Annotated in this window: 22 protein-coding genes; 2 read left to right on the top strand and 20 right to left on the bottom strand. The window is 46.3% G+C overall.

Annotation, left to right across the window (positions count from 1 at the left end):
* Positions 1-31 precede the first annotated feature (31 nt).
* The 15 genes from WBJ53_RS23575 to WBJ53_RS23645 all read right to left on the bottom strand — a co-directional run bounded on the left by WBJ53_RS23575 (position 32) and on the right by WBJ53_RS23645 (position 17855).
* Positions 32-1222, bottom strand: a complete 1191-nt coding sequence (locus WBJ53_RS23575) for an HlyD family efflux transporter periplasmic adaptor subunit (protein WP_338870749.1) — start codon at positions 1220-1222, stop codon at positions 32-34.
* A gap of 129 nt (positions 1223-1351) precedes the next feature.
* A complete protein-coding gene (locus WBJ53_RS23580; RefSeq protein WP_338870750.1) occupies positions 1352-3322 on the bottom strand; it encodes a carboxypeptidase-like regulatory domain-containing protein in 1971 nt (656 codons plus the stop codon).
* An 88-nt stretch (positions 3323-3410) separates the two neighbouring features.
* On the bottom strand, positions 3411-3809 hold the full coding sequence (locus tag WBJ53_RS23585; protein WP_338870752.1) for a hypothetical protein: 399 nt from the start codon (positions 3807-3809) through the stop codon (positions 3411-3413).
* 11 nt (positions 3810-3820) lie between these two features.
* Complete coding sequence (locus WBJ53_RS23590; protein ID WP_338870754.1) at positions 3821-4051, bottom strand: hypothetical protein; 231 nt, start codon at positions 4049-4051, stop codon at positions 3821-3823.
* Positions 4052-4217: 166 nt separating this feature from the next.
* Complete coding sequence (locus WBJ53_RS23595; protein WP_338870756.1) at positions 4218-7853, bottom strand: M1 family aminopeptidase; 3636 nt, start codon at positions 7851-7853, stop codon at positions 4218-4220.
* A 31-nt stretch (positions 7854-7884) separates the two neighbouring features.
* Positions 7885-8814, bottom strand: a complete 930-nt coding sequence (locus WBJ53_RS23600) for an ABC transporter ATP-binding protein (protein ID WP_338870758.1) — start codon at positions 8812-8814, stop codon at positions 7885-7887.
* 195 nt (positions 8815-9009) lie between these two features.
* Positions 9010-9564 carry a DUF3267 domain-containing protein gene (locus WBJ53_RS23605; RefSeq protein WP_338870760.1) on the bottom strand — a complete coding sequence of 185 codons (555 nt, stop codon included), beginning with the start codon at positions 9562-9564 and terminating at the stop codon, positions 9010-9012.
* A 553-nt stretch (positions 9565-10117) separates the two neighbouring features.
* Positions 10118-10264, bottom strand: a complete 147-nt coding sequence (locus WBJ53_RS23610; protein ID WP_338870762.1) for a hypothetical protein — start codon at positions 10262-10264, stop codon at positions 10118-10120.
* A gap of 15 nt (positions 10265-10279) precedes the next feature.
* Positions 10280-10453, bottom strand: coding sequence for a class IIb bacteriocin, lactobin A/cerein 7B family (locus WBJ53_RS23615; RefSeq protein ID WP_338870764.1), 174 nt, complete (start codon positions 10451-10453; stop codon positions 10280-10282).
* Between the two features lie 882 nt (positions 10454-11335).
* Positions 11336-11515 (bottom strand): bacteriocin, encoded by a 180-nt coding sequence (locus tag WBJ53_RS23620; protein WP_338870766.1) that lies wholly within the window; start codon positions 11513-11515, stop codon positions 11336-11338.
* Between the two features lie 103 nt (positions 11516-11618).
* Positions 11619-11798 (bottom strand): hypothetical protein, encoded by a 180-nt coding sequence (locus WBJ53_RS23625; protein WP_338870768.1) that lies wholly within the window; start codon positions 11796-11798, stop codon positions 11619-11621.
* 167 nt (positions 11799-11965) lie between these two features.
* Positions 11966-15130 (bottom strand): lantibiotic dehydratase, encoded by a 3165-nt coding sequence (locus WBJ53_RS23630; RefSeq protein ID WP_338870770.1) that lies wholly within the window; start codon positions 15128-15130, stop codon positions 11966-11968.
* 131 nt (positions 15131-15261) lie between these two features.
* Entirely contained in the window at positions 15262-15591 is a 330-nt protein-coding gene (locus tag WBJ53_RS23635; protein ID WP_338870772.1) for a hypothetical protein, read from the bottom strand.
* Between the two features lie 336 nt (positions 15592-15927).
* On the bottom strand, positions 15928-17052 hold the full coding sequence (locus WBJ53_RS23640) for a histidine kinase (RefSeq protein ID WP_338870774.1): 1125 nt from the start codon (positions 17050-17052) through the stop codon (positions 15928-15930).
* Positions 17053-17081: 29 nt separating this feature from the next.
* A complete protein-coding gene (locus WBJ53_RS23645; protein ID WP_338870776.1) occupies positions 17082-17855 on the bottom strand; it encodes a LytTR family DNA-binding domain-containing protein in 774 nt (257 codons plus the stop codon).
* A 143-nt stretch (positions 17856-17998) separates the two neighbouring features.
* Between WBJ53_RS23645 and WBJ53_RS23650 the strand changes: the two genes are divergently transcribed.
* Positions 17999-18235 carry a helix-turn-helix transcriptional regulator gene (locus tag WBJ53_RS23650; RefSeq protein WP_338870778.1) on the top strand — a complete coding sequence of 79 codons (237 nt, stop codon included), beginning with the start codon at positions 17999-18001 and terminating at the stop codon, positions 18233-18235.
* Positions 18236-18340: 105 nt separating this feature from the next.
* Here the strand turns inward: WBJ53_RS23650 and WBJ53_RS23655 are convergent, their stop codons facing one another.
* Positions 18341-19042, bottom strand: coding sequence for a thioredoxin domain-containing protein (locus WBJ53_RS23655; RefSeq protein ID WP_338870780.1), 702 nt, complete (start codon positions 19040-19042; stop codon positions 18341-18343).
* A gap of 178 nt (positions 19043-19220) precedes the next feature.
* Here WBJ53_RS23655 and WBJ53_RS23660 point away from each other — a divergent pair, with 178 nt between their 5' ends.
* On the top strand, positions 19221-19856 hold the full coding sequence (locus tag WBJ53_RS23660) for a DNA-3-methyladenine glycosylase (RefSeq protein ID WP_338870782.1): 636 nt from the start codon (positions 19221-19223) through the stop codon (positions 19854-19856).
* Between the two features lie 6 nt (positions 19857-19862).
* On the opposite strand, the gene lepB is transcribed toward WBJ53_RS23660, so the two are convergent.
* From lepB to WBJ53_RS23680, 4 genes are all read right to left on the bottom strand, one after another.
* Positions 19863-21032 carry a signal peptidase I gene (lepB, locus tag WBJ53_RS23665; RefSeq protein WP_338870784.1) on the bottom strand — a complete coding sequence of 390 codons (1170 nt, stop codon included), beginning with the start codon at positions 21030-21032 and terminating at the stop codon, positions 19863-19865.
* Between the two features lie 206 nt (positions 21033-21238).
* Entirely contained in the window at positions 21239-22795 is a 1557-nt protein-coding gene (locus WBJ53_RS23670; RefSeq protein WP_338870786.1) for an ABC transporter permease/substrate-binding protein, read from the bottom strand.
* A gap of 41 nt (positions 22796-22836) precedes the next feature.
* A complete protein-coding gene (locus tag WBJ53_RS23675; protein ID WP_338870788.1) occupies positions 22837-23550 on the bottom strand; it encodes an ABC transporter ATP-binding protein in 714 nt (237 codons plus the stop codon).
* 2 nt (positions 23551-23552) lie between these two features.
* Positions 23553-23834 carry a DUF427 domain-containing protein gene (locus tag WBJ53_RS23680; RefSeq protein WP_338870790.1) on the bottom strand — a complete coding sequence of 94 codons (282 nt, stop codon included), beginning with the start codon at positions 23832-23834 and terminating at the stop codon, positions 23553-23555.
* Between the last annotated feature and the right edge of the window lie 27 nt (positions 23835-23861).

The raw sequence follows: 23861 nt of genomic DNA on the forward strand, positions 1-23861 counted from the left end.
TCTAAAGGCAATTGATTGTCAGGTGGGAAGTTTAGTTTTGAGCCAGGCTGTTGGTTTGAGGGTTTAGCCAATCGTCGGCTTTGTCGTAGAGTAGGTCGAACAGGCTACGGCGGGTCACGACAAAGCGAGCCCGAAGGGTCATGCCTTTTTTGAGATAGCCTTTATAGCCTTCCTTAAGTGTCAGAAAATTTTGGTCGAGCTTACACTTTACTTTAAACACTGGCTGTTTAGTCGCTGCTCCATTATCCATTACTACAATATCATTGGATACCTCCACCACTTTGCCCTGGACTAATCCCCACTGGTTGTAATCGAAGGCATCGACCTGCATTCGGGCCATCATACCTGGGCGTAGCAACCCAATATCCTTTGGTGATACATAACACTCAACCAGCAGATTAGAATCGGGCGACACTACGCCAAGTACCTCGCCTGGCTGCACATAACTGCCTGGATAACGGCCCGCCAGTTGGCTAACCGTACCCGCAACCGGAGCTTTTATGGTATGCAACGCCCGTTCGTTGAGCAATTGACGTTCCTGAGCACGAAGCTCATCCAGGGCTAGCTGATGCTGGGTAAGGGTTGCCTGCCAATCGCTAACCTGCCGTTCTATCTGTGATGCGTACTGAGCCACAACAGTTTTATAGGCATACTCTTTATCTTCAAACTCCTGTTGGGCCAATACTTTATCCTGGTACAGTTGTCGGGTAACGTCCAGTTCGCGTTTACGCTTCTGCTGCGTTTGGGTGTTTTCGGTTAGCAGAAACCGAAACTGCTCATACTGTTGCCGAACCAGGGGCGATTGTAGACCAGCTACGGTCAGTAAAGTACTTCGGTCGGCCCGAACGAGTCGTTCCAGATCGCGTATATCGCGGAGCTTTTCAGCTTGTTGGGAGTGGTTGAGCCGGAGTTTGGTTTCCAGTACATCGGTCTGCAACCGAATCATGGGCTGACCCTGGCGAACAGGCTGGTTATCGTGTACCAGCACCTCGGCTACCGTACCGGCCACCAGCGGGCGGAGTTCGTTTCGTTCGGCCACCGGACGAATAATGCCACTGCTTTGGACCGATACGTCGGTATGAATAAACGGGAGTGAAAGTAAGGCCACCACAATGGCCAGAGCAACCGAGCCGTAGATGAGTTGGCCCCGAACCGTAACCTGGGGCAGATATGCCTCCGTTGTGTACTCGATAACGGTAGGCGGGTGTAAGGTATGTGGCATCGTTTTTTACGTTTGGAATAAGGCTTGCGCTTTCGTGCAGTTATTGCTTATGCCAAAGGTCGGGCTATGCCACGCGGGACTCAATAATGGGAGGTTGTAGTTTATAACGGGAAGGAATAAGTTATGCGCTCAGAAATGCCACTTAATCCCGAACGATACAGTGATGGGCCGTATCAGTTGGGTTGAGATTGTAGAAGAAACACCGAATTCAGTGTCATTCAGCCCGGTATCTGCTTTCTTATTGAAGAGTTTTCCTTTTTCCTGAAATCGTAAAAAAGGCGTTTTGTCGAGCAGAACATATTGATTTGACTCAATAAAGTACTCACGTCTTTTTTTGAGAAAAGCCAAACCAATACCACTCACCAACACGGGAGATTTATCGGCATAAAATGCGTTAATAGCTCCCGAAAGGCGTTTATTTTGTACGGTATATCCGTCTGGGTGGTCAAGCTTGGTTAGCAGGTATCCTTCTTTCAAACTACCTACCCCGGCCAAACCATACAGAAATAGCGGGTTTCCCCGCTTTCGAATCAGTTGACGGAATCGCATGGCTAATTGACCTACCGAATAAAATTGATTGCCTAACAGTTCACTCGACGACGAAATACTTACCGACCATCGGTTCGTTAGCCTGAATCCAATATTCGTTCCTGTACCTATCGGAATTAATTTTGATGCCGGAAAATCCGAACGACTATCGAGCAGTTGCCCCTGAATAGTAGTAGCATAAACCGGATCATGGTTACCATACAGTGCAGCGCCTGCCGAATAGCCAAAACTTAGCCGCGATAAGACCGCATAGATTTTCTGTTTCGATGACTTTTTGGGCGTAGCCGTCGAAAGTGACCCTGAAATTGCTCTCGGCTCTGATTGGCTTGTTCGTTCCTTCGATACGGTCTGAAAGTCGGTCAGTTTTGTTCTAAGCGACGAATCGGCTTCGAAACTGGTGTAGTTTTGCCAGAAATCGGCATCGTTGTTTCGGTCTAAATCAGAAAAAATGGCTCCATAAGCCAATCGTTGTTCATACGGAATAGGCTCGGCCGACGCAGTGAACTGAGTTGTAACGAAAAGGAGGTCGTGTGCCGATTGTTTTTTGGTCTTTCGGTTGTAGTAGGTTCCTTTTAGCATAGTATAGGCCAGATGCCATACGCCCTGCTCCTGAATATAGGTACTTTCAAAAGAACGGTTCAGCCGATCCACCGATGATAAAAGGCCTACTGGATCTAGGCTGCCATTTTGATAGCTGATTTTTACATAGGCCAGCGTTTTTTTGTCGAGCCACAACTTGCCATTAATTTTCTCCAACTGGTCGCGCGAATTAAACCGAATTACATACACCGAATCGTTGTTATAGGTTGTAATGGCGCTGAGCGAATAATGGTATTTTTTGTTGAACGATGAGGGCTGGATAAACGAAGCTCGTTGTTTAACAGGGTCGTTCCAGTTGGCTATGAATGGCCCTCCATACCACCGTGTATGATCGACTGAGTCACGAGTTGAATTTTTGTTGATGCGCGATTTCACAATTCGTATCTGAGTATCTTCGCCCGTAGCCCGATAGCCGTTGGAAAACAGGTTAAGATAAGCTTCGCCATAGTACAGCAATTCGTCGGGTATGCCGGTATGAAGTTCCCGATAAAAGCCGTCTATGCCGAATGAGGTATTGGGGTAGTTCTGCGGAATTTTCTGATAGGCTTTACTGAGTAGATGTTTCAATGTAGTATCGGGCATAACCACCACTTCGGCCAGTTCCAGCCCTTTCGTTAGCGTGATTTGTACAGGTTGCTTATTTGTTTCTACCGTCACTTTTTGGGATTGATAGCCAACACTACTAACCAAAAGCTGACAAGGGAGGGAGGTAACATTAAGGTTAAACTCACCTCGTTCGTTGGTAATTGTTCCTCTGGCTGAGCCAATCTGTTGTACAGACGCAAACGGAACTCCGGCATGACTGGTTGTTAAAACTTTGCCGGTTACCTTTTGTGCGTAAGCAACAGAATAGCTAGCCAGATAAAAGAACAAACCTATCCAATACGTAGCCATCCGACCCTGCATAACTATATTTCGAAGTTCAAAAGTATACACTCGTAAAAATGCCATACTATTCCTCTCTAAAACTTTAAAGAGAAACAGTATGGCAGCTATAGAGCTATTTCGTAAACCGCTTATTCCGGCTCTGACATTCACCTTATTCAGTAACAGCTAACCCCTGAACGCGAATGTTTCGGACTACCTCATTGCAGTTGGCACAAGCACTGGCTCCTTCCTGATGAAACCATCGACAATTACTGCGAATAGCGCAAACCGGTAACGTTTGCGCTACATTTCGATTCATAGCTTCTACTAGTTTGCCTACCAAACTACAGCCTGCATTGCCCGAGTCCCAATGGCCGCAGCCACTTTTTGCACAGTTGCTGGCAAACCGAAATCGTTCTTCGGGCGCGCGCCCCTGCCGGGCTGTTTCAACAAAGGTTTTATCAACCACGATAGGTTCTTCAAGATATTCAATATGACCGGTTGAATCCTGAATACCAAACAGCGTAGCACCGGGTTTGGCTATAGAACTAGGGCAAAGCAGAGAAGCCATACGAACTAAAATTAGATTGATACAGGATATAATAGCACAGACTGCAATTTGATCGGCTCTTGTGGGAACATTCCCATTGTTTGCAGACTACTCAGGATGCTTATACCACCATCGATTTTTTGCTGCAAATCGTCGGTCAGTTGGCCGGCTTCATCCAGATTAGCCAGTTGTTTCATGAACTCCTCCTGGCTGGAGGCACCGTCTTGTAAGGCTTTAACTTTGGTATTGATCTGTTTTTTCATACCTGGTTTATCGTTTATTTATTTGGATGTTTTAACAGATCAAAGGTCTTTGGATTTATTTCCATAAGCTAAAACAACTCGTTATTAATCATTCCTTTACGTCATAACTTAGTCTAAAACAACCCCTAAAAGCAGCACCGCTTTTAGGGGTTGGATAACCATTGGTTTAGGGTCCGTCAACAGCTTTTACATTATCGCCAGGGTGCCGGTCAATGAGTAGGTTCAGTGGATCGATACCCGCACGCTCCGGCTTTTGATCTACACGTACCGTAATCGTTTGCATTGGACGATTGATGCGATGCCGCTGGTAATAAAGCAGTTTACCCTGCCTGCTCTCTTTCGAATGGGGAGCATATACGCCAATCCATATCCATTCATTGATAGGTAAGTTGGTTTCGTTTCCCAGACTATCGGCATGTACTTTTTGTGCTGATAGCCGGAGCGTTACCTCATATGCTTTACCCGAAGGCTTTACCGTTACCTGCTCCGTCTTCAGTTCATAAAGCGTGATGTTATTGACCCAATCATCCAGTAATCCTTGTAGTGTGTCGGGCGTTATGGCTCGCAATTCGGCCGTCAGGTCGGCGGCTGTTGGGTAGATCCCGCTTTTAGCCACCTGATCGACATTCCAACGGGCGCGGTAACTGCGTAACGCCTGATTGATTCGGTCTTCACCCAGTTGATCCTGCAAAGCATATAATACTAATGCACCTTTATTGTAATGGATATACGACTGGTGTTCGCACTGCGCAAGTGGCTGTTCTTTTTTAGTTTCGGACTGTCGCCCTCTCAGATAATAATCCAGTTCGTAGCCCAGAAACTCCTTCATCTGTTCGGGAGCATAGTGATGTTTCATAACCATCAGGGCGCTATACTCCGCGAGCGATTCAGACAGAAAACCATTCCCTCGCACATTGGCCTCTATTACCTGATGCCCCCACCACTGATGAGCTGTTTCGTGGGCTGTCACAAAAAAGGGCATATCGACATCGTTCCTGTCATCGATGTCGGCCACAAATCCCATATCCTCGCCAAAGGGAATGGTATTGGCAAATGACTGAGCATAGGCCCGATAGCGCGGAAATTCCATAACTCGTAGCTGCCGATGCTGAAACGGGCCAAAGTTGATCTGGTAGTAGTCCAGAGCAGCTTTCATACCGCGCATCATGCGATCCAGATTGTGGGTATGCCCTGGATGGTAGTATATTTCCAGACTAACTGGATCCCCACCTTTGCTACGGTATAGCTCTTTTCGGACGGCATAGCGGGCCGATACGATAGAGTAAAAATTGGCAATTGGGCTATCCATTTTGTACGAAAAGTATCGTCGGGGCATACCATCAGGACCTTTGGCGATCCACTCTTTTTGCAAATAACCTGGTGCAATCGCTAGCTGATCGGGCGATGTACTAATGGTCATGGCAAACCGAATCAGGTCGGCATCCTTACCTAACACATTCTGTCGTCGGGCAATTGGATCATTCTGTGCCCTCATTCGTTCTTTGGGTGCCAGTCCGTTCTCTTTCCGCTTATCGTCGTCCTGTAGTTCATACTGCTCATTATAGCCAATGCCTGGAAAATACTGATTCGTAAAGAACGTACCATTCTGTACAATTTCGGTGTTTTCGCCATTGTTCTTAAATCCTTTGGTCCGATATAGCAACTCAAAATCGAGCTGGAGGCTATCGCCCGGCAGGAGCGGTTTATCGAGCGCAAAGATTCGGTACGAAAAATCGGTCGCATACCGGTCGTTGAGCCGATTGGGAACCGACAGTTGAAGCTGTTTTACCTGCATTTCTTCGGTCGATAGTAGTTGCAGGTGAAGTTGCCGAATTGGCTGATTGGTTTTATTCTGGAGTATATACCGGCCTTTGGCTGTAAAATCGCGGGTTTGCGGATACAGATCGATAGCTATTGAAACATTCGTAATCCGGGGCTGCGGCAGGTTGGCAAATCGGCGCAACGTTTTTTCATAACGGGCGCTTTCGGCTTCGTCCTCTTTATGATTCTGGTATTTGTGAAGCACGTTTGTATTATAGTAAACATACGAACCCGTACAGACAAACACCAGAAAAGCCGCCAGCACAAAGGTCAGCATAGAGCGTGTTAGCTGATAACGCCCTATACGCAGCCGAACCTTCATAAGGGTTTCAGAACCCCGAACCGACAGCAGCACCGCTGCCGCAAATAGAATGGCCCCAAAGGCCAGCCAATAGAGCGACGTCCAGGAATAGGGTGCCACATAGTGGCCAAAGCCGTTCATGTCAGAATACGCGCCAAGCGAACCCCCTCCGAAAATGAGTAGGTTGTGCTCAATACCCAGGTAAGACAGCATGCCCAGCGAAACAAAGAACAGAAGCAACAAGGCATGACCCGCAAATTTATTATTGACAACCACATGAATAAAAAAACCCAGCAGCATCAACGTCAGCAACGAAAGTAAGGCGTTTCCATATAGGCTGGTGGCATATACCCGCCATTCGATCAGGGCAGCTTCACCTTTCATTGTCTGTATACAGGCACCCAATAGTATGCCTAGTGCAATGACAATGGCGAAGGCCAGGCCCAAACCGAGGTATTTGCTAACCAACATAATCCAGTTGGGCACGGGTAAAGCGTCGCTAATCTGACTGATTCGAACGTCGCGCTCTTTCCAGGTCAGATCGCCTACATAAAGCACCATCAGGATGAACAGAAACAATCCTGTAAAGATCGTCATCTTGTTCAGCATAACGTAGGTTGTAGGCAACGTGTGCGTACCATACCATTCGCCTGTATTGTTGACAGCCGAGAAGACAAACATGCCTAATCCGCCAATACATAAGGCCAGAAACGGCAAGTCTTTCATAACTACTTTAGTGTAAAAACCTGTCAGTCGCCACAGGTTGATCAACCAGTTTCCCGACCCATACTGCCGCGTTACTTGTTTTAACGGAGCGCGTAGGTCCCATACATCACTTTTGGCAATCAATGGTTTCTCTTTCCCGACAGATCGTTTTGTAGACGACTGGTATGAAAACAGCCAATAGGTAATCGCCATGCACAGGGCCGCTACGCCTAGCCACAATACCCGATTCCAGAGTAGCATATCACTTAGCGGAATCAAAGCATTATTTTTCTGGCTAATCGACCAGTATTGGGTTGTATACCATACGGCTCTCAGGCCAAAGGGGTCTAACAAAGCAGCTACTTCGCGCCGGTCTATTTCAGACAGGAACGTACCCGACACCAAATACAGAATCAGAAACCCCATTCCCTGCACAAACACAACCAGCATTCGTCGGCTCAGGGCTCCGACCATAAAAAATAGAGTACCGGCAATGAGAGCGTTTGGCAACAAAATTGTCCAGTACGGTTGCCAGTAAGCCGCCATCCGAATGGGTAGCATCCGGTCAGGGTTTCGCCAGGGAGCCAGATCGCCCAGTAATAGGCCGAGCGGTATGGCCATAAGCAGGATGAGCAGGATGAGCATGGCCCCCACATAGCGCCCGGTCAGAAACTCCCATTTACGGATGGGTTTGGTAAAAAATAAGGCATCGGTTCGATGCTCAAAATCACGCACCACCGCTACGCCCATAATCGCTGAGCTAACCAGGATGCCCATCATCATAAACAGAATCAGGCTAATAGTGGTCAGAACAGTAGTGCCATTGTCTTTCACAGCTCCTCCCGACAAGCCCTTAATGAGATCGGTAGCCACCGTAGCAAAGCTGATACCGAGAAGTAAGGCAAAAAAAAGATACGTAGCCGGACGATTTCGCCGGTAACGAAACTCGAATCGCAGGATCGATAACCAGTTCATAAGGAGGGTCGATTTTTGAGATAGATAGATATTAAGCTGCCACCGACGAAACGACGGGCTGCATCTGATACCGCTTAACCGCGTCGGTTATCTCTGTAAAATACACCTCTTCCAGCCCGACCTCAACGGGTACAAAACCAGGTGCTGGTTGCACTAACGAATAGGCATATACGACGGGTTCGCCAGCAATCATGCGTTCGTTGATAATGATGAGCGTCCGGTATAGCTCATCGACTTCCGACAGGCGAGCCTGTTTTTTCCAGATGTGACCTTTAAGTTTGTCGATAGCCTCCATTGGATGCCCCCACAACAGTACCTCTCCTTTATTGATGATGGCCATCTGGCGACAAAGCTCCTCAACATCCTCGACAATATGCGTCGATAGAATAACGATTGCTTCCTGCCCAACTCCGGCCAACAGATTCAGAAAACGATTTCGTTCGGCGGGGTCCAGGCCAGCCGTGGGCTCGTCGACAATAATGAGTTTGGGGTTGCCCAGCAGAGCCTGTGCAATACCAAACCGCTGCCGCATCCCCCCTGAGTAGCCACTCAGATTTTTCTTCCGCACATCCCAAAGATTGACTCGTTGTAGTAGTGTTTCGACAGTCTCCCTCCGCTCCGACCGGTTATGAATGCCTTTGAGCATAGCCAAATGATCGAGCAGCGTAATGGCATCGATGCGGGGGTAAACGCCAAAATCCTGCGGTAAATAACCCAATACCTTTCGCAGTTCATCGGGTTGGCGAACCGCATCAATATCCTGACCATTAAGATCTTGCAGCACAACGCGCCCTTCGTCGGGCAGTTGCAGCGTGGCAATCGTCCGCATCAAACTCGACTTACCAGCCCCATTTGGGCCCAGCAGTCCAAAAAGGCCGGGTTCAATCGTGAGCGAAACATGGTTAAGCGCCCGAACGCCATTGCTGTACGTTTTGGCAAGGTTTTCAATCAATAGTTTCATACACATCAGGAGAAACAAGGTGACACAAGTGTGGCAGACTTTCTGTAGCTACCAGGCTGTCAAAAGTATACCTACCTACCCTTTGGTATCAACTTATTTCGACCAATGGCCTGTATTCTTTCGACCAATGCTCAAACAAAAACGATCAACTACCGGCCTGATAGTTGATCTGAGAGGTTATTCTTATAGAGATAGTTACGAATAAGGTTCTTCGGGCCTAATTACCATCAGGCCAACTTTAGTAGGGTGGTCTTGCACAAGCACATCGGAAGGCAGATGCCGCATAAGCCATAGTATCATTACATCGCCAACAGCCGCAAGGGTAAAAAAAACGCCAAAAGACAGTAACCAGACATGACCTGTCAGTAGCGAAACAGCATAGGGAACCAGGCCTAAAATAACTAATGGCATTACCACCACTACCCGGTATTTTCCAGATGTCATGGGAACCGTGGCATGACAGTAAGGGCTTCCTGACTTTACATCGAAACCAAATTTAATATGCTGCCAGCCTATCCGTCCATACCAGTGTGCCGTAAGCCCATGAATGAGTTCATGGACGACAATACCGATGAACATAGCCACTATAAAAAGAAGAATAGGAACCACTCCCGAAGGGAGTAATTGCTTGGGAGAAAAACCCCAGATCTGATAAAACGGCCAAAACAGCAAGGGTGCACCTATAACAAAGGCTACCACACCAAATGCCTGGGCTTTTATAGCCGAAATGGTGAGGTCTTTTGTAGGCATAGTGTAGGTTCTTGAGGTTGTCACTTAAATCCGATTACCTTGATGATGAATATGGTTGAAGTGTCCTCCCCCCGAATCGCGTAACCATTGAACAGTAGAAAAATTGCGTTATTTTCACTTAATCAATGGTTGCGCGATTCGGGGGGAGGACAAGTGGTTTGCCTTCATAAAGGCCTTGAATAGCGGCCTGTTTGAAGACCTTGAAATCGAATAGGCCAGTCATACTTGTGAAAATAAGGATTTCTCGTTTCCCTTCTATTGACCCGCAGGCTTGACACAGTTCAGCGAGCAGTCTTACCGTGGAAGCATCTAAATAATCATATAGCTATTGTATTATTTTTTACTGATAATTGCAATAGCAAAGCAAATAGCCGAAATTATATATAAATACTTTAATACTCGATCTTCCGCATTGTATCCTAAATACAAGAATGCGAGTATTGGAAACAAAAAAATAAGCCTGAGCATTCTTCCATCTTTCATATTCTCCCAAAAATATAGAAAAACCTATCTACCTGACCTTGGTAGGTCAGGTAGATAGCAGATTTACAAATTACCACGCGTGACGCCGTTCGCGTTCTGCTGCATCTTTACCATACTGATATGCCCTTGCACATAATGCAACTACAACACCTACTACCTCCCAAAATCCACCATTGATTTGTGCTAATTCAGCATCTTCAATTTCTTGCAGTTCCATATTCATCTTATTATTTTATCGATTATTATAATAACCCGCACCCAAGCATACTGTAATTGCCGCACAAGATGCTGTGAATGCCCAGCAACCAACCATTACTGCTAGTGGTAGGAATCCTCCTTCTACTAATGCGAGGTCTTGAATATCTAATTCTAATACTTCTGCTTGATTTAAATTCAAAACTTCCATTTATTTCAACAATTTAAGTCAACGTTTAAAATCAATACTATAACAGATTTTATTATGGATGTTATGAGCTAGGCCCTTGATCCATTTTCTACTACCACTCCCTCCGCTTAAACCCGGGATGCATCGGTTGTGATAGGGTACTCTTAATATATTCTACAACTTGTATTTACTAATCGAGCTAATATAGCAATTTTCTAACTAATGTCTTTGATGGGTCGCTGCCCATATCTAATAAGATCCTGTTTAGTTATCTTCCGAAAATTTGCCGTAGCCCGATCAATATATACGGTTGTAGCTTTCCATTAATTCTTGATTCATTGGCTTGCCAAAAGCAAGCAGCATTACCTGATTATGATTACCAATCAATGTAAAACAGAAGGATTCTGAACTATATCGATTGGCTGGTTAGGTAATGGATAATCGATGTCTATTGGCTGCGGTTTTACTGGCAATCGGTCATGGCCCCCAATAGAAAGGGAATCATCTCGTAGGCTTAACACTGGAATAGACGTAGTTGTGTTGGCAGACGTATTAACTGTGCCATACGGTTTCACCGTATCGGTTTCTTTACAGGCCATAGCCAGGAGCAATACTCCTCCTATGGCTATTAATGTTTTCTTCCTCATCACCATATTGCTCAAATAACTGATACAAATTTTGAAAATTTTCCGGATCGTTTCAACAACATTTGGTTATAGTTTATTCTAATTAATTATAAGTTTATTTCGGTTTTATTTTAAGTCACTAGCTCCAGTAATAGTTTAAGAAAGGAGCTAGTGACTAATCCCAGTATTAATAAATTGTAGTAGTATTTTTTCATTCAGTAAAGTATATCAGTAGAAACGTCAGGCTGCTTAGGGTGGTCACAGGAAACAGGTGAACTTACTTAGTTACGATAAAAACCGGCGTTGTTTGATAGGGCGGTCTATCCAATTTAATAAGTGTAGTCGGCAATGTGCTGGTGGAGTCTGACATAGTGCCCGTAGCTCCTCCATTAATCTGCTGTAGTTCTTTTTCCTGTAACACCTGTTGTGTCTGTTTTTTATCCTGATTCTTTTCCATAATAGATTAGTTCTTTTTATTAATTACCGAAACAAAGTTCAGGCTTTATGGAGCACAAATCAATAACTTATTGTTGTAATTTATTTCTTTCGGTTATAGCGTACTAAGCGGCTTCCTCATAATATTTCTCTTCTTCATCATTGGGCAAATCCATAGATCCGAACAGGTCGGTAGCCGACACAATCCAATTGTCATCGAATGTCGATGTATCATCGAATAAAAGGGTATCCTGGTCGTTAATCCAAACTTCGAACGAGTTCGCAGAATAAATGTGATTCTTCATGGTTCATTCATTTTTAACTATACAATATTTTTCTGTTTACCATTAATTTCTGAACCAAAATTGTGTCTTATTTCTGAGCACCTCAATAACCATCGGTTATACGACAATCTAGATAATTATAGTTTAATCTAATGCGTTATAACTAAAAAATAGCGTCTGATAGACGCTCAATAAAGCGGCATTCTATTCCGTAAAGAATCATAATATTTAGCCATACAATGATAAATAACCAGTTCATAAACCCGCTGTTTAGATGGGAACAACCGATTAACGATCATATGGATCAAACTCTGTACTATTGAATATAATCGCTTAGTATTACGTATCGATTCAGTAAGATGGTGTACTAATGGCGTCTGCCGACTTTCCCATTCCGTGAGGTCAGATGCGAACGGGAAATTTTCTGCCAATGCCTGTTCCAGAAGTATTCGATACGTTCGATACTTCTCGTTCAATTGATGGCGAAGCGCTGAGTTCCCTCCAAATTCCTGAAAAAATTGCTCTTTCAATTCTTCCAGAATATACTGGCAGTCAGCGGTCGAAAAACCTGCGCCAGCCAGAAGATGATCAATTTTTCGCATACACACCGCAACGCGCAGGTTTTCGTCGAATGCCTCACCCGTATGAGTAATAAAAGCAAGTGTCGATAAACTGTCGTAGTAAAACAGCGTTTCGCATAACGATATATGGTCTATGCCATAACGTTCAAGCTCCCGCTGGTATGTATCGATTTGCATCCGATGCACAACTCCCGATTCTACAGCCTTATGAAGGGCTTTTTCCATAGCCCGGACTACCTGGTGATAGAACTCTAAATAGGCATTACCCCGGAAGCGTAAGCGCAGATGAGGGTCAGTATCTTTATAACGTACAAAAAAGAACTCCTCGATAACCTGGTTTTTTAGCAACTGCGTTACGGTTGGATAAATGGTGTCGATCAGGAGTTGATCCGACGTTTTTTCGCCCGTATATACTTTCAGGTAAAACCATTCGCTACCCACCGAGAACTTACGCTGTAGGCGGGGCGCTACCGACTGGCTCAATCCCGCTAAAGGCTGCACACGTTTATTTCGGAATGGAATGAGTAGTTCGTGCGTATAACAGTCCCGTTTATCGTGCAAAGGGCATTGTTCAGGGATCGATAAGCATTCGACCAGCCGAATATACCCCGGCCTATCGGTCATAGTCTTTCGTTCATTTGGCAGATTAGGTTCAGGATGGGCCGTTGACTGTCGGCGAATTTCCTGCATCAGCAGCGCCAGTGAGGCAGGGGTATGCATCGAAATAAACAGTTCGTTATCGCCCTGTACCAGCATAAACTGATTAGGCAAGCCAGCCGCCGTTAGTTCGGTCACCAGCCGTAAGGGATTATCGGGTGTGAGTTCGCGACAGGGAATTTGCCAGGTAGCCCGGCTCAAAATAATGGAGCGATAACGCACTCGTGGCAAATAGGTTTGGGTACGTAGCAAACCCCAGTTCCAGCCAACCGACAAATGGGCATCCTGCGCCTGTAGGTCGCATAGAAACCGATAGATCGGTAACCCCTGTGTAAAATTATGTGCATTGGTCAATCGGGGAATTACTCGCCGATCGAGTCGTTTTGATCGTAAAATCAGTGTATCGTTTCGTACCGATACCATCAGGTCAGTCAAAGGTATCTGATGGTCAGGCGCTACCGATGCCTGTCCCATATACGGTATTTCGTACTGATGAAGGGTTGGCCGATGCAGAATATTACCAACCCGGTTTTCGGGCAGGTGTACAATTTCGGCCATAATTACATCGGGGTGATGGGCTTCTTCGGCGTGCACGCTCCGTTGCATGTGTTCAGCCAGTTCGGTATGGCCATTGCCAAACCGGGCCATCAGGTTTATGGCCGATGGACCTCTGCATGCCAGCAAATTAAATTGAAAGTTGCCTTTATCCAGCTCTTTGGATGAGTTCGCCACTAAAGTGCCAAATGCATAAAAGCTATCCGGTAGGGGTGTTTGGTTGACCTGATGGCGACCAATGTAGGCCAGATCGTCGTCGGTCAGGATAATTTCATCGTTTACGTCTGCCGTGCGGGTCTTTTGTAGGGCGCGGGTATATTTTTCCATGACCAGGGTTTGCCACCAGTCCCAACGTGTATCAATAGGAACCTGATCTGCCGAAAGGGTTAGATCATCGACTAATGGCGCATAGCCAACTCCGAATGCTGATCCCGATCCGTAGCCCACGCCAAATTCAGCGTCGATAGCGAGTGACAGGGGAATCTCTTCATCCTCGTAGCGATTGTAAAACCGACGTTTGAACTCGTCCAGGTCCGGGCAAATGGCTGGCCGATTCAATACCAGTAGCTTTTCCAGATCGCGTTGTAGTTGATGCAGTACCCTTCGGCCAAGCCTGGGCGTTGGTTGATCGAAAAAAGTATCGATCTGTATCAGATCCGAGACGGGTAAATGGATGTTACGTTCATTGAACCATGCCCGAACGCCTGTGTGCGCCTGTAATCTGTCGGCTTGTTGGACAAATGCCTGTAACTGACGTAAGGATTCTACGATAAGCGTGGTACCAGTAAATGTGGCTATACGTTCGATCAATCGATCCAGATAATCAGGGCCGGTTACGGTGGGCCCGATCTCGAACGATAATAGCTGACCTTCAATTAGTTGTTCAATAAACTCAACGGCTTCTGTTTCATCAATTTGAAAGCGTGTTAAAACGTAGGCCAACTCCTGGATGGTAGCCCCTGCACGGGCTGCTTCCAGAATGGCCAACAGATGCCGGTCGGAATCTGTCATGCTAATAAAATACTGCCGTTGCTCGATTCCCTGCTTTGGAGTTTCGACCTGTTGCTCCACATACCGTAGTGATGAACCAACCGGATAGAGCGACGAATTCGGGAATAAAAGCAATTGGTCTCGCAGGACGGGGTGGAGTGTGATCCAGCGGCAAAGTGCCAGCATACAGTCTGTATCAATGCGTAGATGGGTTCGTATTGTGTTCGCGTTTCCGGCTCTCCACTGGGTATGCTCATCGAAATGCCCTACCGTACAACCGGCAAAAAGCCCATAGGGCGTCGGTCGGCTGCACATCCTAATCAGGTATTTATGCAGGGTAGTGTGAAGTTTTTCCTGCTCGGGGAGGGTTTCACCAGCTAACCAGCGTTGCATTCGTTCATAAAGAAGGGGCGATGCCGTCAGAATAGCCTCTTGGGCTATAGGGTGCTGATAATGTTGACGGAGCAATTCATCGATCGGTCTTGTAAAAAGCTGATTGTAAAACTGGATCAGCTTATTGATTGAAAACGTAGGTTGGCGTATGATAAAATAATCGTCAGGCTGAATCATCGAAATAGATGGATAAAAGCCAAAGTTATTTTGTCACTGATTTAAAAACAATAGAGTTATTTTTATTAATCTGTTTTTGGTGTAGTATTTACTAAAACGATTAAAAGAGACTCCTTTTGGAGAAGTCTCTTTTAATCGTGTCGGCTGAAATAGCGTTCCATGCACCGAGTAAAACGCTCGAATGAATACGGCTCAGTCAGAAAATCGAGCGGATGTAGGTTCAGATGGCTGAACAGATGGTGTGGATAAGGCGAAGTAACCACTACAGCCGGATGTTGCCGCAAGGCATCCAGAAACGGCTCTGGTATAGAGGTGTCCAGCTCAGGTAGTCTTACAAAGACCAGCGCACACTCGTTGGACCGGATCACAGGCAACATTTCCTCCGTAAATGCACCCGACTGCCCAACAATTAGCCAGCCAATGCGCTGAAGGTAATAGGCGAGTTGACGTTTACTCGCCATTGATGGGTTTAGGAGAAGGTAGATTGGCAATGCTTAAACTAATGTGTGGATTATTGAACTTGTTTTTCCGCTTTGTATATTATTAGAAAGTGTCGTAAGACAAATAATACGTTGTCTTTTAAAAACTAAGCGAGTAGGTGTGACAGTAGCAGTGGGTGAAGTTGACGTTTGCATGACTGTAAATAGCTAAGAAGTATTTATTTTGATAATTAATGTATTATACATTGGCCCGTTGACGATTCAAAAGTAGTAGATGCATACAGGTTGCTTCAACTACTTTCGACACGTAAGGTGTCTTTTTCGACCAATAGCTTGATTGTTTCGACCAATGCTTTGCTAAGGCAAATCCTCAACCTGAATTGTAAGAGTAACTTCATAGGTATGTTTAGTCGCTCTTGTAATCAATTCATACTTGTCTTTATACAATGTATCGAGCCGTCTGCGGACATTGCCAAGACCGATACCCCCTGACTTCTTGTTCGGCTCACTACTCAGTCGTTTTTCAGGAATACTATTTTCTACCTGAAATGTGAGCAGCCCCTCCGTTAAATTAGCGCTTACCTGTACATAGGCTGGTTCTGTGGCTCCCCTGATTCCGTGCTTGAAGGCATTTTCCACAAATGTAATGAGCAGCAAAGGGGTAATCTGATAAATTGATGGATTACCACTCTGATCATAATCAATGACTACGTATCGATCTGAAAGCCGATTGCGTTCGAGGTCAAGATAATTCTGGATGTAGGCCAATTCTTTATCAAGAGCTATTTTGGGCAAGTCCGTTTCATAAAGATTGTAGCGCATTAACTCCGATAAGCGAAGAATTAAATCAGCCGCTTTTTCATCGGTATCAAAAATGCGGGCATACACGCTATTAAGCGTATTGAATAGAAAATGCGGGTTAACTTGAGATCTTAACAAGTCTAATTCGAGATTTAATTTGTCTTTTTCAAGTAATAATGTCTTTGTTTGAAGAAGAATAATATCCTTTATAGCCTTTGCTGTTAATCCCATAATGGCGAACGGGAAACTGTAAAAAAAACTCCAAAAAGAGGCCCATCCATTAGATATAAATCCTAATAAGCCAGCTTCATAGAGCCTTTGCCAGTCTCGGTCTAATCTTGTTCCATGGTTGAGATTGCTTAAAAATAGAAATAAAATATAGTTGTATTCATATATAAATATCTGCCAAGCCAAAAGCCATAGTAAAGTTGCAATCCACCTTAATTGATAAAGAGTTTTAGGGAAAATGTAATATGAGAAAACATAGTATATTACTATTGTTTGTATGAATAAATTAGCCGTGAGTAGATTTAAAATGCCTTCTCTGTCCGAATAGAAATTCTTGAAATAAATATATCGTATAAATAATAAAAATAATAGCCATGATCCAATACGTTTTACCCAATTACCAAGTTTTGATTTGGCCTTAAACCAGGCAATATTATTTTCCTGAGCTAACATGATCTATACGGTGAGGTAGCAGATAATATCTATATCATATTTTTCTTCAATTCTTCCATTACACGTTCCCGATACGTAACACCAATGGCTACTTTTTTACCGTCGAGGGTGGTAATTAGGTTTCCATCAATTTCTTTGATGGCCTGTCGGCGAATCAGGTATGAACGGTTAATCCGCAAAAATTGCGAGGGGGGCAACATCTCTTCCAGCTTGCTCATGGTCATGTGGGTAATGAGTACGCGGGAGGTTAGGTGTAGTTTGAGGTAATCTTTCATGCCCTCGGCAAACACAATGTCTTCCGGGGCTACCCGAATCAGCTTTTTGTCTTCTTTAATCAGGAAGTAGGGAATCTTTTCGCGCGGATCGACAGCCGGTTCGGTTTGGGAGCGAATCTGAGGTTTTGTTGGAACGGGGGCTTCAGGATCAATGGCAAAGCCCAGCCGTTTGGTGACCCGGTTAATGGCATCCAGAAACTTGTCGAAGCCAACGGGTTTGAGTAGATAATGCGTAACAGAATCGAAGTTATAGGTTTCGGCCGCAAACTGGGGAGATGCTGTTACCATAATCACGAGCGGATGGGGCAACGGCAACGATTTCAGGAATTCGACACCTGTCATATAAGGCATTTCGACATCCAGAAATAAAATGTCGGGCCTGAGAGCCTGCACTTTTTCAAGCCCTTCAAATGGGTCGTAACTCTTCCCAAGAAAAGTCAGGTAGGGCACCCGACTAATGTATTTCGACATAATAACGTGAGCCGGAGACTCATCGTCGATTAAATAGCAAGTCAGTGATTCGCTCATAATAGTGGCAATATATTCGATTTAGCCTTTCTAGTCACTCATTTGTCGAACAGAGAAGACTATTGGTCGAAATATATTTTACATTTTTCTCTGGTTTCATTGCTTTGTAGCCATCAATCACACAAACCATTCCAGTAAATAAGATGAACCCTATTGCCACTAAAATTCGGAAACTACGGGAGATTCATGGCTACCCACAAGAGTACGTTGCTTTTCAATTAGGGGTTAGTCAGGCTGCTTACAGCAAAAAAGAAACGGGTCGGACCGAGCTAACATTAACTGTTCTTCAACAAGTATCGTCATTGTATAATATCAGCCTAAACGATCTTCTGAGCCTGACCTTACAGGATCTGATGATTACTGCCATAAGCCGACAATAAACGAATACTCCCTAAACAAAGTCTGGTCACCCAGGAAAAGCAGCAGAAGCCATGCCTTCCTGAGTGACCAGACTAGTAGTTGAATACAATAGAAAACGGCTCGTATTACTTATTCTCCTGTATCGTTTTGACGAGCATATTTTCTTCCATATAGCCGATACCGCGCCAACGAGTTTTACCATCTTTCATGAGCAACAGTGTTGGAATTTCGTCGACGCCCAGTTGCTGCGCCAATTGCCGGTTCTGGTCATAGTCGATAGTCACAACGGTCACCTGATCGGCCATGGTTGTTTTCAGTTTTTTGACGGTAGGCAACATCTTAATACAGGGCGCACACCAGGGCGCAAAAAAATCGACCAGCACCAATTTACCGGAAGAGGTCATTCGCTTAAAGTCGTCCATTGTCAGGGCCCCCTTTGGTGCTTCTGCCGCACTATCGATGGGTTTATTGGCAGATGTCCATTTGGCAAAACCGCCCTGCATATCATACACCTCCTTAAAACCGGCATTGGCCAGAATGCCAGCGGCTTTAGCACTGCGGCTCCCGGCCAGGCAATAAACCAAAACGGGTTTCGACGGATCGAGTTTGGCAAGCTGCTGCGTAAACGAGGCATCCCGAACATCAATATTCTGTGCATTGTGTAGATGCCCATTCGCATATTCGCCCGGTGTCCGCACATCGAGCAGTTGTATAGCTGGCATGGCTTTCAATAACGAATCACTCCGGTCGGTAGTGAGCAGAACCGGCGACTGAGCCATAGCCAAAATATGCCAACAAATTAAAAAAGCACTCAGAACCTGTCTCATAGCTATCCCTGAATTTCTAACCAAAACTACAGATTATTACTACGCAATCGACTGCTTACGGCGAGTTTTTGCGGAATGGCTAAACTGAAAACATCAATAATGAGTTTGACGTATGAAGCAGAAAGCTCCTGCTTCATACGTCAAACTCTATTGATTAGCGACTTAATTAAGAATTACATTGACGAAGCTATCTGCCAGTTTCTATCAATCGCACGACACCCTTACGCTGGCCCAATTGCTACTGGGCTGTGAGCTTGTTCATACAACCGCAGAAGGAACAACGGCCGGAATCATTGTTGAAACTGAAGGCTACCTCACCGATGACCCCGCCTGCCATGCCTACCGTCGGCAAACGGTTCGCAATGCGGCCATGTTTGGACCAGCCGGAACGTTATATGTATATCAGATTTATAACCATTACAACTGTATCAATGTAGTGACCGGCCCCGAGGGTGTGGGCGAAGCCATACTCATTCGGGCGCTCGAACCAACCGAAGGGCTCGACCTGATGGCCCTCCGCCGGAACGAAGCGTTCCGGACCGGTTTTGCCCGGTATCGCCATAACACCATTGATGCCGAAACGGCCCACGGACAGCAGAATCTGTGCAATGGCCCGGGCAAACTTACCATTGCAATGGGGATCGACCGGAAACAACACAACGGCGCGTCGCTCACCACCAGCGAATTAGTTATCAGAGGCCCGGTTTTGCATGATTTCGATATGGTTACAACCACCCGTATCGGTATCTCGCACGGAGCCGACTTACCCTACCGATATTACATTCAGGGAAACAGGTATGTAAGCAGGAAATAAGCCTGCTTATTCAATGATCTTGAATATACGGTTCCAGCGAATCTTTTGCCAGAACGACGCGGGATTCGCATCGATCGACATCCAGACCAGCACCGCTTTTCCAACAATGTGATCTTCGGGCACAAAACCCCAGAAACGCGAGTCTTCTGAATTGTGCCGGTTATCACCCATCATAAAATAATAGTCTTGCTTAAACGTATAGGAGCTAATAGGCTGTCCGGCCATTTTAACCGTCTCAGGAGTAAGTTCTACGTTTTCGTTCCCTTCGTAACGGTCAATGATCATTCCATACAGCGCAATGGTTTGCTTGTTGATCGGAATGGTCATTCCCTTTTTAGGTACCACCAATGGACCGTAATTATCCCGATTCCACGGATAAGCGGAGCCGCCATAAATGCCGGGCATCAGCTCGCCTGGTTGATCTTTCATCCGTTCGATGCCTTTTACCCAGTCGAACGTCTTGAATTTGGCAATTATATCGGCTGTTGTATTAACGCTATACCCAACCAGTGCCGACGTTTTGGTGGAGTCGTTATATTGTTCGAGCGGTTGCCAGTTGATGAATGGCCCTTCCGGCGACTTAAAATCATTGACTATATCTAACTTCCGGAAAAACCGCTCATCGAGCACTTCGGTGGTTCGGACAAAATAATTGGTTTCGGCTCCGGGCGGTACAGGCATCGGTTTACCGTTCACCAATACCTGCTGCTGACGCACTTCGATTTTATCGCCGGGAATGCCAATGCAGCGTTTTATGAAATTCGTCCGCAAATCGACCGGATAATCGGGTTCTCCTGCCTTAGGTGGCGGGTAGTTAAAAACCACCACATCGCCATTTTTGACGTGCGTAAAACCGGGCAACCGAAACGCCGGTAGCTGAATGGCAGTACTATAGGATGGAATATTGGTGCCCCAGATTTTCTGATGCGTCAGCGGAACCTGCAACGGTGTTCGGGGTGTACGAGTACCGTAGTGTAGCTTACTCACAAACAGGAAATCGCCTACCATGAGGCTGTTCTCCATGGAAGGCGTTGGAATCATAAACGGCTCCATAAACAGCCACCGAATCAGCGTAGCAGCCACTACCGCAAAGAGTATCGAATCGAACCATTCCCGAACGAATGATTTTTTAGGTTTTGCAGGTTTACTGGCAGGTTTTGTCTGGATTTCGGGCATAACGAATCAGTATGGATTCATCGGAACGATTCATTCACCGTCCCATTTCCATAAGTCTGCCGAAAGTAAGCGCCGGCCGTGAAGAACGGAATATATTTTACACTGATGGTCATTCGGCATTGGTTACTGGTAATGAGTCTCTTTCCAACAAAAATAACATAAGCAGCTAATTACCAACCATAAACCGATAGCCGTAAACTGGCAAACTATTCCTCCAGTACCCGAACCAGATCCTCAATTGACCGAATACCGAGCCGATGAGCTTGCTCCCGGCGCATCATCAGGCAATAGCTGTTATTGAAGCCCAGCGGCCGAAGCCAGTTAAGCTGATAGTTCGTCTGAAACTGCTGTTTCACAAACCGATAGACCGAATCCGGCTGCATGGATAGCGTTTGAAGCATTTGAGCCGACGGCTGCAAAATGACGAGTAGCCCTGTTCCCGTATATTCGGGGTAAAAGTCGATAGCGCCGGTTCGCAACGCATCGAAGCAAATTTGCGTGCCGCCCAGACCGGTGCGTGTCGCCACGCGCAGGTGGGTATGCCCTTCGATCAGTTGCCGATACACTTCGGCCAGGATGTATTGCTCCGTGAACACCTTCGACCCCATTACAATGGTTCCATTTCGTTCGCCCGCTGCCGGAACTTTGTATAGTCCAGCCTGTTGCAGAAATTGCCGGGCAACGACTTCCGGTGCTTTTTTTTCATAATCGACCCGATAATTCAGCGCTGTCATGACCGAATCGGTCAGTTTTCCGGCCAGCAGGTCAAACACCGAAGCCAGCGCTGGATAACGATTCAGCGTTGGCTGACGAACAACCGGTGCGGCCGCATAGGGTGGAAACGCATGACGATTATCGTTGAGCACCAGCAAATCGTAGGCTTTAATCCGGCCATCGGTCGAATAGCCACTGATGATATCTACCTGGTTGCGATGAATGGCTTCATACATCAGATTCTGATCGATCAGGCGGGGGCGCAGATGAAGACCGTAGGTTTTCGTTAAACCCGGATAGCCGTCGGCCCGTCCGTAGAATTCATGCGCAAATCCGGCAACCAGTTTATCTTCCCGACCCGGAATCAGATAAAAAGCCGACAGAAACGGAGCCAGGGTCAGAAACGCCAGGGCTCCAATCCGTAACCGCTTACCCGACAGCCGCTGTAGACGAGCCAGCAGCCCATCGAAGCCTATGGCCAGCAATGCCGCCGGAATTGCTCCGGCCAGCATCATATTGACATTACTGAGCGCAATACCACTGAAAATAAACTCGCCTAGTCCACCCGCTGCCACGTAAGCCGCCAGCGTAGCCACACCTACATTGATAACTGTAGCGGTGCGAATTCCCGCAAAAATAACGGGAAGCGCCAGGGGCAGTTCTACTTTCGTCAGGATTTGCCCATCGGTCATCCCAATCCCCATTGCGGCTTCTTTCACCGACGGACTAACTTCCACGATGCCGACATAGGTGTTACGGATAATCGGCAGCAAGGCATATAGAAATAACGCAACCAGTGCCGGTCCTGCCCCAATGCCGAGTAACGGAATCAGAAAGCCCAGTAATGCTACACTAGGTATGGTTTGCAAAACACCGGCTACGCCCAGTACGCTACCCGCCAGCCGAGGGTGCCGTGCAATTCCGATTCCCAGCGGAACGCCGATGATCAGTGCCACCAGCAACGACACAAACGTAAGTCCGATGTGGGTCAGAATTTGTTCCAGTAGTTTATCGGCATGGTCGCGAACAAACGTAAAAAAATCGGTCATTAGTCAGGGAGTAGCGCGGTTAGGTCAGGTTTTCGTCTGCGTTAAATCTCCATAAAATCTTTCACAAAGGCATTGATGGGATGGTGCGTCAGCTCAGACGGGGAGCCGGTTTGAACAATACGACCATTGTTCATAAGCACAATGCGGTCGGCGAGTTCAACGGCTTCGTTCACATCATGCGTTACCAGCACAACGGTTGTTTCTTTCAGTTCATTTAATCCAAACAACTCGCGCCTGACGTGCTTGCGCGTAAATGGGTCCAGGGCTCCAAAAGGTTCGTCCATCAACACAACCGGCGGCTGTGCGGCCAGCGCCCGCGCTACGCCTACCCGCTGTCGTTGTCCACCGCTCAGTTCAGACGGATAACGGCTTAACAGCGTTTTGGGTAATTGAAGTTTATCGATTAGTTCGTAGGTACGTTGTTCGATCTGGCTGGTTTGCCAGCCCAGCAGTTTCGGAACGGATGCAATGGCTTCCGCTACGGTATAATGGGGAAACAACCCGCCATCCTGAATAACATAGCCAATGCGTCGGCGAAGCTCCGGGGCCGATTGCTGCTGTATGTCGATACCATCAACGCGAATTGAACCCGATGTAGGTTCAATCAGCCGGTTGATCATTTTCAGGGTCGTGGTTTTACCGCTTCCGCTAGTACCCAGCAGCACCAGCGTTTCGCCCCGGCCAACAGTGAGCGATACGCCATCAACGGCCGTGTGCGAGGCAAATGTTTTGGTCAGATTTCGAACATCAATCATCCCTATTGTACGACCTCTACTCCTTTCCAGAACGCAACCCGCTCTTTAATCTGGCTGGCGGCTGGTTTAGGATCGGGATAATACCAGACTGCATCCGGGTTTGTTTTACCATCAACCGACAGGGAATAATAAGAGGCCAGGCCTTTCCAGGGGCAGGTCGTATGCGTCGAACTGTCAGTTAGCAGTTCGGTTTTCACGGATTCTTTCGGGAAATAATGATTGCCTTCAACAACAACGGTATCGTCACTTTCGGCAATAATCTGTCCATTCCAAATGGCTTTCATAGTCGTTAATGAACGTGAGTGATCATG

The sequence above is a fragment of the Spirosoma sp. SC4-14 genome (genome assembly GCF_037201965.1).
Classification (GTDB): Bacteria; Bacteroidota; Bacteroidia; order Cytophagales; family Spirosomataceae; genus Spirosoma.